This window comes from Actinomadura chokoriensis, from assembly GCF_039529475.1.
Taxonomy (GTDB): Bacteria; Actinomycetota; Actinomycetes; order Streptosporangiales; family Streptosporangiaceae; genus Spirillospora; species Spirillospora bangladeshensis.
Genome location: NZ_BAAAMW010000003.1, coordinates 511,653 through 523,785 on the forward strand (window position 1 = coordinate 511,653; position 12,133 = coordinate 523,785).

The 12,133-nt window shown below is 70.3% G+C and carries 12 protein-coding genes; 5 read left to right on the top strand and 7 right to left on the bottom strand.

Going from position 1 to position 12,133, the window contains the following annotated elements:
• Positions 1 to 18: 18 nt before the first annotated feature.
• A complete protein-coding gene (locus ABFX46_RS10470; protein WP_346041386.1) occupies positions 19 to 777 on the top strand; it encodes a MerR family transcriptional regulator in 759 nt (252 codons plus the stop codon).
• Positions 774 to 1,304, top strand: a complete 531-nt coding sequence (locus ABFX46_RS10475) for a GyrI-like domain-containing protein (protein ID WP_346041388.1) — start codon at positions 774 to 776, stop codon at positions 1,302 to 1,304. Before ABFX46_RS10470 ends, ABFX46_RS10475 begins: the two co-directional genes overlap by 4 nt.
• Positions 1,305 to 1,334: 30 nt before the next feature.
• On the opposite strand, the gene ABFX46_RS10480 is transcribed toward ABFX46_RS10475, so the two are convergent.
• The 3 genes from ABFX46_RS10480 to ABFX46_RS10490 form a co-directional block, all read right to left on the bottom strand.
• Complete coding sequence (locus ABFX46_RS10480; protein ID WP_346041390.1) at positions 1,335 to 2,330, bottom strand: AraC family transcriptional regulator; 996 nt, start codon at positions 2,328 to 2,330, stop codon at positions 1,335 to 1,337.
• Positions 2,327 to 3,433: an LLM class flavin-dependent oxidoreductase gene (locus tag ABFX46_RS10485; protein WP_346041392.1), complete on the bottom strand. Its 1,107-nt coding sequence runs from the start codon at positions 3,431 to 3,433 to the stop codon at positions 2,327 to 2,329. The genes ABFX46_RS10480 and ABFX46_RS10485 overlap by 4 nt, the downstream gene beginning before the upstream one ends.
• A gap of 107 nt (positions 3,434 to 3,540) precedes the next feature.
• A complete protein-coding gene (locus ABFX46_RS10490) occupies positions 3,541 to 3,726 on the bottom strand; it encodes a hypothetical protein (protein ID WP_346041394.1) in 186 nt (61 codons plus the stop codon).
• 259 nt (positions 3,727 to 3,985) lie between these two features.
• Between ABFX46_RS10490 and ABFX46_RS10495 the strand changes: the two genes are divergently transcribed.
• Entirely contained in the window at positions 3,986 to 4,744 is a 759-nt protein-coding gene (locus ABFX46_RS10495) for an endonuclease/exonuclease/phosphatase family protein (RefSeq protein ID WP_346041396.1), read from the top strand.
• 19 nt (positions 4,745 to 4,763) lie between these two features.
• Here ABFX46_RS10495 and arfA read toward each other — a convergent pair whose 3' ends face one another.
• The 4 genes from arfA to ABFX46_RS10515 are packed head-to-tail and all read right to left on the bottom strand — an operon-like array spanning position 4,764 to position 9,395.
• Positions 4,764 to 6,287: an arabinosylfuranosidase ArfA gene (gene arfA / locus ABFX46_RS10500; protein ID WP_346041398.1), complete on the bottom strand. Its 1,524-nt coding sequence runs from the start codon at positions 6,285 to 6,287 to the stop codon at positions 4,764 to 4,766.
• Between the two features lie 41 nt (positions 6,288 to 6,328).
• A complete protein-coding gene (locus tag ABFX46_RS10505) occupies positions 6,329 to 7,243 on the bottom strand; it encodes a carbohydrate ABC transporter permease (protein WP_346041400.1) in 915 nt (304 codons plus the stop codon).
• Entirely contained in the window at positions 7,240 to 8,112 is an 873-nt protein-coding gene (locus ABFX46_RS10510; protein ID WP_346041402.1) for a carbohydrate ABC transporter permease, read from the bottom strand. The genes ABFX46_RS10505 and ABFX46_RS10510 overlap by 4 nt, the downstream gene beginning before the upstream one ends.
• Positions 8,109 to 9,395 carry an ABC transporter substrate-binding protein gene (locus tag ABFX46_RS10515; RefSeq protein ID WP_346041404.1) on the bottom strand — a complete coding sequence of 429 codons (1,287 nt, stop codon included), beginning with the start codon at positions 9,393 to 9,395 and terminating at the stop codon, positions 8,109 to 8,111. Before ABFX46_RS10515 ends, ABFX46_RS10510 begins: the two co-directional genes overlap by 4 nt.
• 343 nt (positions 9,396 to 9,738) lie before the next feature.
• Between ABFX46_RS10515 and ABFX46_RS10520 the strand changes: the two genes are divergently transcribed.
• Both ABFX46_RS10520 and ABFX46_RS10525 read left to right on the top strand, forming a co-directional pair.
• A complete protein-coding gene (locus tag ABFX46_RS10520) occupies positions 9,739 to 10,773 on the top strand; it encodes a LacI family DNA-binding transcriptional regulator (RefSeq protein ID WP_346041406.1) in 1,035 nt (344 codons plus the stop codon).
• 291 nt (positions 10,774 to 11,064) lie between these two features.
• Positions 11,065 to 12,133: arabinan endo-1,5-alpha-L-arabinosidase (locus tag ABFX46_RS10525; protein WP_346041408.1), on the top strand; the 1,069-nt coding region annotated here is incomplete at its 3' end.

The window sequence follows — 12,133 nt, forward strand, 5'->3', positions numbered from 1 at the left end:
GGGATCAGGGTGGGGCATGTGAGCGACGATCTCCTGCCGATCGGGCGGTTCGCGCGGCTGTGCAGGCTCAGCGTCAAGCAGCTGCGGCATTACGACGACCTCGGCGTGCTGGCCCCGGCGTGGACGGACCCGGCGTCCGGCTACCGGTACTACCGGCCGGACCAGGCCCGGGACGCGCTGATGGCCGGTCTGCTGCGGGCGATGGGCGTGCCGCTGCCCGTGGTGGCGCGGGTGCTGTCCGGGGACGCGGGCGGCGCGCTGAGGGAGGCGCGGGACGGGATCGAGGCCGACATCGCCCGGCGGCGGCGCGGCCTGCGGCTCCTGGACCGCGTCCTCGCCGAGGGGCTGCCGGAGCACGAGGTGGCGATCGTGCGGGAGCCGGCGCGGCGGGTGTTCGCCGCGCGGGAGTCCGCGACACCGCTGACGATCCCGGACGCGACGGGGGCGTGCGTGCGCCGGCTGCTGCCGAGGATGTCGCCGGACGGCCTGCTCGTCGGCCTGTTCCCGCTGGACATGGCGGACGAGTTCGACGTGCGCGTGGCCGTCCAGGCGGCGGACGGCGACGAGGTCCTGCCCGGCGGGACGTTCGCGGCTGCCGTCCATGTCGGCCCTTACGAGGAGATCCCGCTCACTGTCCATGGCGTGCTCGCGTGGTTCGGCGACTACGGGCATACGCCCGCCGGGCCCGTCCGCGAGGTGTACCTCAACGACCCCGCGACCACGCCGCCCGACCACCTGGAGACCCGGGTGATGGTTCGAGTGGGTGATGAGCAGTGAGCTGGTATGAGGCTTCGAGCGAGCCGGAGATGGCCGAGCACGGGCGTGTGTCGGGCCTGGCCGTCACAGGGCGCGGTGAGCCTGCGGGCGCCGCGTACGGGGAGAGCGTGGGTGCGCTGTACGCGGTCCTAGGCGCACTGGGCGCGCCGATGGTTCCGCTGGAGGGGCGCTGGTGGGTCGAGGACGAGCGCTCACCGTTCGACGTCCCGCGTGAGGAGTGGCGGTGGCATCTGTTCCTTCGCCTCCCGGACGACGCCGTGTCGGTCGGCCGCGCCCGTGAGGAGGCACGTGCCGGAGTGCCCGCGGCTGCGCGCGTCCAGCACGTCACCTACGACGACGGCCTGTGCGTGCAGATGCTGCACAGCGGCCCCTACTCGGACGAGCCCGCGTCCCTCGCGCGCATGGCCGCCCTGATGGACGCCAAGGGGCTCGTGGTGAACGGGCTGCACCACGAGATCTATCTGTCCGACCCCGCGGAGACCGATCCGGAGAAGATGCGCACGATCCTGCGTCAGCCCGTCCGGTAGTCGCGTGAGAGGGTGCGGTTCGCGGCCGGGCTAGCCGCTCCGCCTGAGGGTCTGCGTGGGGGTCTCCCCGAAACGCTGCCGGTAGTGGGCGGCGAAGCGGCTCATGTGGAAGTAGCCGGCGTCCCTGGCGATGCCGGTGACCGTGCCCGGCCCGAGCTGTGCCCCGGTGAGCGCCGTGCGCGCGTGGTCGAGCCTCGTCCCGCGCAGGAGTTGGGTCGGGGTCAGGCCCCACTGGTCCTGGCAGATCGCCTGCAACTGGCGCACGCTGATGCCCACCGACGCCGCGATGTCGGTGACGCCGATGGGGCGGTGGTGGTTCGCCTCCACCCACTCGCGGATCGCGCCCGCGAGATGGTGCGGTGTCCGGGACGGCTCCTCGGCGAGGCTGCGCGTCGCCGTGTGCGGGAGGCCGAGCAGGATGGCGGTGAGCAGCGACTCCTCCAGCGTGCGCGCCGCCAGCGGGTGGAGCCCGCCCCGGGCCGCCGCGTGGTCGAGCACGTCGCACACGTGCCGCCAGGTCCGGTCGACGATCGACGCCGGAAGGATGGCCGGGCCGTCCGAGCCGTGGAAGCGCAGCGGTGCGGTGCAGTCGCGTCCGAGATGGCCGGCGAGGTGGTCGGCCAGGCGCCCGGTGCTCGTCGCGATGACGAGGCAGCCCAGGGCGGGGTGCGGCGTCATCCGCATGGGCTCGTCGTGGGACAGCACGAGGCTTCCCCCGGCGGTGTCGCGGTTCCCGGTGGTCCGGTACTCGACGGCCATGGGCGCGATGGGCGCGCACATGGCGAAGTGGCCTTCCGTCGGCGGCGTGTCCACGATGACGCCGCCGCCCCCGTACCGCACCCACACCATGGTGATCGCGCCCACACCGAGGGCGTTGACCAGGCCGTCCAGCGGGACGTCCGGCCGGCGGACCTGGAGGTCGTGGCCCACGGCGAACGGTTCGACGGTGTCGTGCAGGACGCCGATGTCCGCGCTGGCGACCCGTCGATGGGCGGACAGGGGCGGCGGGGTTGCGGGAGGAGTCATGTTCGCGTGGGCGGAGCCTTCTCAGGACGGTCGATGGGCAGGACACCTCGGGCCCGCAGGCGAGGCATGACCTCGGCGGCGAAGTAGCCCAGTTCATCAGCGTAATTGAGGAACGACAGAGCGATACCGTCGAATCCCGCACGCGCGAACTCCGCGAGGCCGTCCGCGACGGTGTCGGGGTCGCCGATCAGCGGGCAGCTGCCGTGGCCGGCGGCGAACCGGTCCCGGTAGATCTGGAGCATCTCGGGAGTGAACGACTGCGCGTGCAGCCCCTGGAGCCGCATCACCTCGTCGACGGCGGGCCAGTCGGCGTGCTCGTCGGCGTAGTAGTGCAGGAACTCCTCCGCCTCGGTCTTGGTCGGACGGCACACGACGTGCCCGAGCGTGAAGACGCCGACCGTCCGGCCGTAGGAGGCGGCCTCGGCGCGGATCGCCTTCACGATCTCGGCACCGTCCTCCGGCCCGGCCACGACGGTGAACGCGCGGTCGGCGTTGCGCGCGGCGAACGAGCGCCCCTGCTTGGACGACCCGGCGTTGATGACGGGCATGCCGTGCCCGTTGAACGGCTTGGGACGGCCCACGACGTGCCGCAACTGGAAGAACCGTCCGTCATGGTCGAACGGCTCGTCGGTCGACCAGATGCGCTTGACGACGTCCCACCACTCCTGCGCGAGCGCGTAGCGCGTGTCGTGGTCGCCGGGCAGTTTGAGGCCGAACATCTCGTACTCGGGCGCGTGCCAGCCCGCCACGATGTTCAGCCCGATCCGCCCCCGGCCGAGGTGGTCGGCGGTCGCGAGCTGCTTCGCCGCGACGACCGGATGGTGGAACGCCGTGTGGACGGTGCTGAACACGCGGAGGCGGCTGGTGTGGGCGAGCAGGCCGGACGCCCAGACCAGCGGGTCGAGGGCGCTCCTGTGGAAGTCGGTGCCGGGGCCCCAGTCCGTCCAGCGGGCGACGGGCAGCAGGAAGTCGATGCCGGTCTCGTCCGCGAGCCGGGCGAGCCGGAGGTTGTTGTCCCAGGTCGCGTGCCATCGCTCCGGAGCGGTCGTGATCGCGAGTCCCGATTCGGTGTTGGGGGAGAACAAGCCAAGCTGGAATCCCATGCCGACCTCTTTTTCGTCCGGTCGCCTTCGGCGGTGCCCGCCCAGTATCGGAAGCCCCCGGACGATCGGCAATGGCCCCGCGAGCCCCTCGCCGCTAGCGGAAGAGGTCAGACCGGGATGGCGCCGAGGGCGAGCCGGTCGAAAGGCCCCGCCTCATTCGACCGCCGCTCCGTCATCGCGTACACGACCACCCGCGCGGGGCGTTTCCGCTGCTCGCGGGCGCGCGATGCCAATTCGTGCACGACTTCGGCGAGATGGGCGCCGCAGGAATCGCGTCCGCCGTCTCCGGGCACGGGCCCCTCCAGCCGCACGTGAAAGCACGACAGGCGGCCGCAATGAGGTATTGAGCACGGTCGTTCGCCATCGAGGGGCATCAAGGGGAGCTTTCGTGAGTCGGGTGGCCGGGCCTCCATCATGGACCACCGTGCGCCGCCCTTCAACGCGAACGGGACAGACCACCGCGCGAATGGGCTAGCGATAAATAACGCAAAACGCACATTCGTCCGATAAGCCATCCCGTGGCCGGGGCCCCGCCGACGTAGGGTGGCGGCCATGAGCATCCGCGTCCTCACCTTCAACACGCTCTTCAGAGGACGGGCCCGGGACCGCATCGAGGCCCTGGCCGGCGTACTCGACGGCTCCGACCACGACGTCGTCTGCCTGCAGGAGGTGATATCGCCGTTCATTCTGGCCGCGCTCCGCCGCCTGACGCCCTCCTATCCCCACATGGCGCGGGACTGGGGTTTTCCGCTGGTCCGCGGCGGCCTGGTCACCCTTTCCCGATGGCCCATCGCCCGCACCCACTACGAGCCTTTCACTCCCGCCCGTCCGGCCCGCCCCGAATGGCTGTTGAACAAAGGCGCGCTGTTCACCCGCATAAAGCTGCCGAACGGTCATCTCACGGTGGTCAACACGCACCTTTCCGCGAACATGGACATGGACTGGTCCCCGTCCAATGCCTACACAAAGGCGGAGCAGGCCGAACTCGGCCGGCTGGCGACCGCCATCCGGCGGATCGATCCGGTGGAACCCCTGGTCGCCATGGGCGACTTCAACGTCCCCCGCGACTCCCCGTACTTCGCGACGTTCGCGTCCGCCGCCCGCCTGCACGACGCCCTCGCCGGGAGCACGGAACCGACCTATCGCCCCGAATGCGCAGACATCGGGGCGATAGACCAGCTCCTCCACAGGCCGGGGCTGACGGCGGAAGCCCGCGTCGTCTTCAAGGACGAGGTCCGCCTACCGGACGGCGACCGCACGCACCTCTCCGACCACTACGGCATAGCCGCCACCCTGCACCTCACCGAGTGACCGCCGCGCGGCACGATCGTCAGCGCCCTTCCTCCGCGCGGGTCAGCCGGATGGCCGTCCACGACACCCGGGGCAGGACGGCCTTGAGCGCGGCGCCGTCGATCGACACGTGCTCGTTGGGACGGGGCACGACGCGGTCGGGGGCTTCGCAGGTGTTCGTGGCGGTCAGGTCGGTGTCGGTCAGCGTGCACGTCTCGGCCAGGCGCAGATGGTCGGGGAACAGGTGCAGGTCCACCGTCAGCTCCACCGGGGCGTCCTGGCCGCGGTTGACGGCGAAGACCACGACATCGCCGGACTCCGCGTCGTGCGTGGCGATCGCGTCGACCACCGGGACCTCGCCGTAGCGCGCGGTGTCGTAGGTGGGCGACGTGAGCCGGGTGCGCAGGACGTCCCCCCGGGCGAGGGCGGCGGTCTTCGCGAACGGGTGGAAGATCGTCTGCCGCCAGGCCGGGCCGCCCGGTTCGGTGCGGATCGGGGCGATCACGTTGACCAGCTGCGCCTGGCAGGCGGCGGTGACCCGGTCGCTGTGCCGCAGCAGGGAGATCAGCAGGTTGCCGACGACGACCGCGTCCGCGACGTTGTACTCGTCCTCGATGACGCGCGGCGCCACGTCCCAGGTCTCCGGCGGCTCCTGGCCCTGGAAGCGGGACAGGTACCAGACGTTCCACTCGTCGAACGACAGGTTGATCTTCTTCTTGCTGCGCAGCCGCGCGCCGACGCTGTCGGCGGTGGCGACGATGCTGTCCACGAAGTGGTCCATGTCGACGGCGCTCGCCAGGAACGAGCCGAGGTCGCCGTCCAGCTCCTCGTAGTAGGCGTGGCAGGAGACGTAGTCGACGAGGTCGTAGGCGTGCTCCAGGACGGTCGCCTCCCACGCGCCGAACGTCGGCATCCCCGAGCCGGAGCTGCCGCAGGCCACCAGTTCCAGGCCGGGTTCCGCCGAGCGCAGCGCGCGGGCGGTGGACGCGGCGAGCAGCCCGTACTCGTGGGCGGTCTTGTGCCCGAGCTGCCACGGCCCGTCCATCTCGTTGCCGAGGCACCACAGCGCGATGCCGTACGGCTTGGCCGCGCCGTTCGCGCGCCGCAGCTCGGAGAGGGTGGTCCCTTCCGGATGGTTGACGTACTCGTGGACGTCCAGTGCCTCCTGGACGCCCCGGGTGCCGAGGTTCACCGCGTACATGATCTCGACGTCGGCCTTGGCCGCCCACCGGGCGAACTCGTCGATGCCGACCTGGTTCGTCTCGACGCTGTGCCAGGCGAGGTCGCGGCGGCGGGGACGCCGGTCGCGCGGCCCGATGCCGTCCTCCCAGCGGTATCCGGAGACGAAGTTGCCGCCCGGATAGCGCACCATCGTGACGCCCAGTTCGCGGGTCAGCGCGAGGACGTCGGTGCGGAACCCGTCCTCGTCCGCCGCCGGGTGGTCCGGTTCGTAGATCCCGGTGTAGACGCAGCGCCCCATGTGCTCGACGAACGAGCCGAACGTGCGGCGGCTGACCGGGGCCACGACCGAGGCGGGGTCGAGGACGGCGGATGCGTGCAGCATGGTTTCCCTTCGGGGGACGGTGGGGCGGGTGCGCGGAGCGGTCACTTGAGGGCGCCGATGGTCAGGCCGCCGCGCCAGTACCGCTGGAGCAGGAGGAAGGCGATGATCAGGGGGACGATCGCGACCAGCGAGCCGGCCACGATGACGTTGAACAGGGCTTGGCCGCCGCCGCTGCCGATCGTCGCGGACTGGTACCAGGTGCGCAGGCCGACGGTCAGCGGGAACAGGTCGTCGTTGCTCAGCATCACCAGCGGCAGGAAGAAGTTGTTCCAGGTGGCCACCATCGTGAACAGCAGCACGGTGACCAGCGCGGGACGCATCGCGGGCAGCGCCACGCTCAGGAACACCCGGAACTCGCCGGCGCCGTCGATGCGCGCGGCCTCCAGCATCTCGTCCGGGACGGAGTCGTGCGCGTAGACCCGCAGCAGGTAGACGCCGAACGGGTTGAGCAGGGACGGCAGGATGACCGCCCAGACCGAGTCGGTGAGCCCGATCTCGCTCATCAGCAGGTACGTCGGCAGGACGAGCGCCGTCATCGGCACCATGATCAGGCCGAGCAGCGTCGCGAACAGCGCGTTGCGCCCTGGGAAGCGGAGCTTGGCGAAGGCGTACCCGGCGAGCGCGGCGACCGCGGTGGCACCGACGCCGCTGACCACCGAGTACAGCGCCGAGTTCCGCAGCCACTTGAGGTAGATGCCGTCGTCCTGTGTGAACAGCGTGGACAGGTTGTCGAACAGGCTGAAGTCGCCGCCGAACCACAGCGGCTGCGAGCCGAACAGCCCGTCGTTGCTCTTGGTCGCCGCGACGAGCAGCCACCAGAAGGGCAGCAGGAAGTACACCGCCATGACCGCCATCACCGCGTGCGAGGCGATGCGCCCGGTGCCGAACCGGGCCGTCCGGCGGGGCGCCGGGGCGGCGGTTTTGGTGGACGTCCCGTCCATCGTCGCCGTGCTCATCGCAGCGCGTTCCTCCGCCTCGTGACGAACAGGAAGATGTACGACCCGATGAACACCACCGCGCCCAGCAGGAACGAGATGGCGGCCGAGTAGTTGTACTGCTGGTAGGAGAACGCCTGGTGGTAGGCGTACACGTTGGGCGTGTAGCTGTTGGTGATCGAGCCGGGGTTGAGCGGTTGCAGGATCAGCGGCTCGGTGAAGAACTGCAGCGTGCCGATGATCGTGAAGATGGTGACCAGCACGATCGCCGCCGAGATCATCGGCGTCTTGATGCGGACGGCGATCTGCAGCGGCCCGGCGCCGTCGATCCGCGCCGACTCGTAGACCTCGCGCGGCAGGCCCTGGAGCGCCGCGTACAGGACGATCATGTTGTAGCCGGCCCACTGCCAGGTCACGACGTTGCCGAGCGAGTACAGCACGGTGCCGCTGGACAGGAAGTCCGGGTTCCCGAACGCGCTGAACAGGCCGGTGCGGGGGCTGTAGAGGAAGCCCCACATCAGCGTCCCGATCACCACCGGCACCGCGTACGGGACGAACGCCGCCAGCCGGAAGAAGCGCGACAGCCGGGACGTGGCCTCGTCGATGAGCAGCGCGAAGACCAGCGCCAGCGCGATCATCACCGGCGTCTGCACGACCCCGAAGACGATCACCCGGACGACGCCGCGGCGGAACTCGGGGTCGCCGAGCGCCTGCCGGTAGTTGTCGAACCAGGCGAAGACCTCGCCCTGCACCAGCGTCGACCGGTAGAGGCTGAGCTTGGCCGCGTACGCCATCGGCAGCAGCAGGAACGCGACGAGCAGGACGGTGAACGGCGTGACGAACAGCCACCCGGCCGCCGCCTGGCGGCCGGGTCCCCTGCGGATCCTCACGGGGCGACCTTGAAGCCCTGCTGCGAGGCGTACTTCGACACGTTCTGCTGGACGGTGTCCAGCGCCGCCGGCCACGGCGTCTTCTTCTCCACCGCCTGGTTCATGGCCGTCGTCAGCTGGCTGAAGTAGTAACTATTGAACGGGCTCCAGTGGAACTCGCCGATCGCGTTGTACGCGGGCACGAACACCTCGTTGACCTTCTGGCCGCCGAAGAAGTCGTACTCCTTGCCGCGGAAGTAGTCCCAGTCGAGGATCGGCGTCACGGTCGGGAACAGGAACGCCTGGTCGATGCCGATGCGCCAGGCGTCCTTGTTCGTCCCGAAGATCTCCATGGCGACCTTGGTCGCCTCCTTCGGGTGCTCGGTCTGGTCGGTCACCGCGAACGCCGAGCCGCCCCAGTCGCCCTGCGCGTTCGCGCCGGCCGTCCACTGCGGCAGCGGCGCGGCCCGCCACTTGCCCTCGGTCTTCTTGGCGACGCTCGCGAGGTAGCCGGGGCCCCAGCCCGCGGCCAGGTAGGTGGCGTACTTGCCGGTGGTGAGCCCGGTGTAGAAGTCGGTGGTGGCGAAGGCGGTGGTGTCGGCGAGGCCGCTGCCGACCATGTCCTGCCAGTACGCCATCGTCTGCTTGGCCTGCGGGCCGTTGATGCTGAGGCCGATGTTCGGCGCCTTGGCGGAGGTGTAGTCGAACGGGTGCGCGCCCGCCTGCCACAGCAGCCCCGTCATGAAGCCGCCGTCGTTGGCGCCGAAGTCGGTCATGAAGCTGCCCGGCGACGCCTTCTTCAGCTTCTGCGCCTGCTCCTTGAACTCCGCCCAGGTCTTCGGGACGGTGAGCTTGTACTTGTCGAAGATGTCCTTCCGGTACAGCATCGCCATCGGCCCGGCGTCGACGGGGATCGCGTACACCTTGTCGCCCGCGCTGACCTGCTTCCAGGCCCAGTCGACGTAGTTGCCCTTGGCCGCGTTGGCGCCGTACTTGCCCATGTCCACCAGGTGCTTGGTGAGCTGGAACGTGGGGACTTCCTGGAACTCGATCATCACGACGTCCGGCGCGCCCTTGCCCGCCTTCAGCGCCGTCTGGAGCTTGGTGTACTGGTCCTGGCCGGTGCCCGCGTTCGTCCATTCGATCTGGACGTCGGTGTGGGTCTTGTTGAACAGGTCGACGACCGGCTTGAACGAGGGGTACCAGGCCCAGACCTTGATCTTGACCGGGCCGTCGGACGTGCCGCCGCCGTCACCGGAGCCGCCGCAGCCCGCCATCAGCGCGCCGGCGGCGACCACCGCCACGACCGCCCGGACCGGCCGGCGCCGTCCGCGTTTTACACTGAAGTGCCTGACACTCATTGGTCCCTCCCAGGGGGATTCCGACGCGCTCGTACCGCGTAGTGGGTGGGTCGGTCCTTGGTGCTGGCACGCCAAGGACCGGCTGCAGGTCCCGCGCGCACCGCCGATGGGGCGTGTGGCGCGAGTCGCATGTCGTCCCTGATGAGCACGGAGCCCATCGCGTTCTACTATCCTTTTGCAGCGCTGCAAACAGGATGCACGCCGCGGCAGTGGACGGCAAGAGGGAACCTGCCGGAAGCTTGTGAGGGGCCGGGAGCGGGCCGCCGACCGACCGGAGGGGACGGGCATGCGACGAGGACGTGAGGTGACCCTGCGCGACGTGGCCGAACTGGCCGGCGTCTCCAGCCGGACGGTCTCCAACGTGGTGAACGGCTACGCGAACGTCACCGAGCACACCCGGCGGCGCGTGCAGGAGGCCGTCGACCAGCTCGGCTACCGGCCCAACGTGCTCGCCCGCAACCTGGCCCGCGGGCGCTCCGGGCAGATCGCCGTCGTCGTCCCGTACCTGGACACGCCGTACTTCTCCGAACTGCTCCAGGACATCATCCGCGCCGCCCGCGTCCAGGGCTACAACGTGCTGATCGACCAGACGGACGGCGACCGCGAGCACGAGCGGATGCTCATCAACCACGGCTCCAGCCGGCTGCTCTTCGACGGGGTCATCTTCAGCCCGCTCGGCCTCTCCCAGAGCGCCCTCGCCGACCGCGACCCGAACCTGCCGCTGGTCGTCCTCGGCGAGCGGGTCAGCGATGGAACGTTCGACCACGTCGGCATCGACGACGTCGAGGCGTCCCGGCACGCCACCGAGCACCTCCTCGACCTCGGCCGCCGCCGCGTCGCCGCGATAGGAGACCAGCCGTACGAGACGGGCGAGGCGGCGCAGCTGCGCACCCGCGGCTTCCGCGAGGCGCACGAGCGCCGCGGCCTGCCCGTGCACGAGGACCTCATCATCGGCCGGCCCCGCTTCAACCGGGCCGACGGCGCCGAGGCCATGGCCTCCCTGCTCGACCGGGACGACCCGCCGGACGCCGTCTTCTGCTACAGCGACCTCGTCGCGCTGGGCGCCATCCACACCCTGATCTCGCGCGGCATGCGCGTCCCGGAGGACGTCGCCGTGATCGGCTACGACGACATCGAGGACGGCCGGTACTCCAACCCCACGGTCACCACGATCTCCCCGGACAAGGGGATGATCGCCTCCACCGCCGTCGAGCGCCTGCTGCTGCGCATCGGCAGCACGGCCCCGCCGCCGGGGCTGGAGCTGCGGGCGCCGCACCGGCTGATCGTCCGGGAGAGCACGGCCGGGCGGGCGGCCGGCTGAGCGGAACGGGGCCGGCGGGGAGTTTTCATATCCGCCTTGCGCCGGGCCGGTTGCCGGTGCATCCTGTTTTGCAGCGCTGCAAACGTCGGTGGCGCGGGACTCACCGCACACGTCGCCGACCGTCGCGGCCACGAGCGCCGACGCCCGACGATCCCGGAAGAAAGTGAAGACTCCCACGTCGGCGCAGATGTTACCGGTCACACCCGCTGTCTGCGCGGTCCCCGGCCATCCGGTCCGGTGCCCGCCGCGCAATTCGGGCCGGCAGCGTCACCCGAAAGGAGAGTTCGTCCTATGACCGCTCCCGCAGTGCCGCGCGCGAGGCGACCCTTGCGCGCTCTCGCGATCGCCCTGGCGGTCGCGCTCGTGGCGGTGTCGTCCGCCGTCCTGATCACCCGGTACTCGGGCGCCGGCCCGCAGGCGCGGCTCGTCAACACGGCCGCCGAGCAGGCCCTCGCCGCGTATCCGAACCCCGGCTACGTCACCGGCTTCACCGGCGCGCACGACCCGTCCGTGGTGCGGGCACCCAACGGGACGTACATCGTCGTCTCGACCGACGACAACATCCGGATCAGGACGTCCACCGACCGGACGGCGTGGCGGGACGCCGGGGTCGCCTTCCCCGGCGGCGCACCGTGGACCACGTCCTACACCGGCGGCTCCCGCAGCCTGTGGGCGCCGGACATCTCGTACCACAACGGCCAGTTCTACATGTACTACGCCGCGTCCACCTTCGGGTCCCAGCACTCGGCGATCTTCCTGGCGACCAGCCCCAGCGGCGCGTCGGGAACCTGGACGAACCGGGGACTGGTCATCGCGAGCAGCGACTCGGTGAACTACAACGCGATCGACCCGAATCTCGTCGTGGACGGGTCCGGGCAGTGGTGGCTGACCTTCGGGTCGTTCTGGACCGGCATCAAGATGATCCGGCTGGACGCCGGCAGCGGCCTGCGCTCCACGTCCGACACGTCCGTCCGCTCCATCGCCTCCCGGGGCGGCAACGGTGCGATAGAGGCGCCGTTCATCATCCGGCAGGGCGGCTACTACTACCTGTTCGTGTCCTTCGACTACTGCTGCCGGGGCGCCTCCAGCACGTACCGCATCATGGTCGGCCGGTCGGCCTCGATCACCGGCCCCTACGTCGACCGTAACGGCGTGGCCATGAACAGCAGTGGCGGCACGGAGATCCTCGCTGGCCACGGCTCGATCCACGGGCCCGGAGGCCAATCCGTCCTCAGTGCGTGTTTGAGAAGGATCTCGTTATTGGTATGTGAGGGGGCGTGGGCCTTGGCGGACGGCGGGCCGGCCGCCGCGGGCCAGGCGGCGGGTCATGAGGCCGATGGCGGCCCAGCGGATCATGGCT

Bases quoted from the DNA above. Each gene is read 5' to 3' on its own strand.
- ABFX46_RS10480 (WP_346041390.1), bottom strand. From the start codon at position 2,330: ATGACTCCTCCCGCAACCCCGCCGCCCCTGTCCGCCCATCGACGGGTC.
- ABFX46_RS10485 (WP_346041392.1), bottom strand. From the start codon at position 3,433: ATGGGATTCCAGCTTGGCTTGTTCTCCCCCAACACCGAATCGGGACTC.
- ABFX46_RS10495 (WP_346041396.1), top strand. From the start codon at position 3,986: ATGAGCATCCGCGTCCTCACCTTCAACACGCTCTTCAGAGGACGGGCC.
- arfA (WP_346041398.1), bottom strand. From the start codon at position 6,287: ATGCTGCACGCATCCGCCGTCCTCGACCCCGCCTCGGTCGTGGCCCCG.
- ABFX46_RS10505 (WP_346041400.1), bottom strand. From the start codon at position 7,243: ATGAGCACGGCGACGATGGACGGGACGTCCACCAAAACCGCCGCCCCG.
- ABFX46_RS10520 (WP_346041406.1), top strand. From the start codon at position 9,739: ATGCGACGAGGACGTGAGGTGACCCTGCGCGACGTGGCCGAACTGGCC.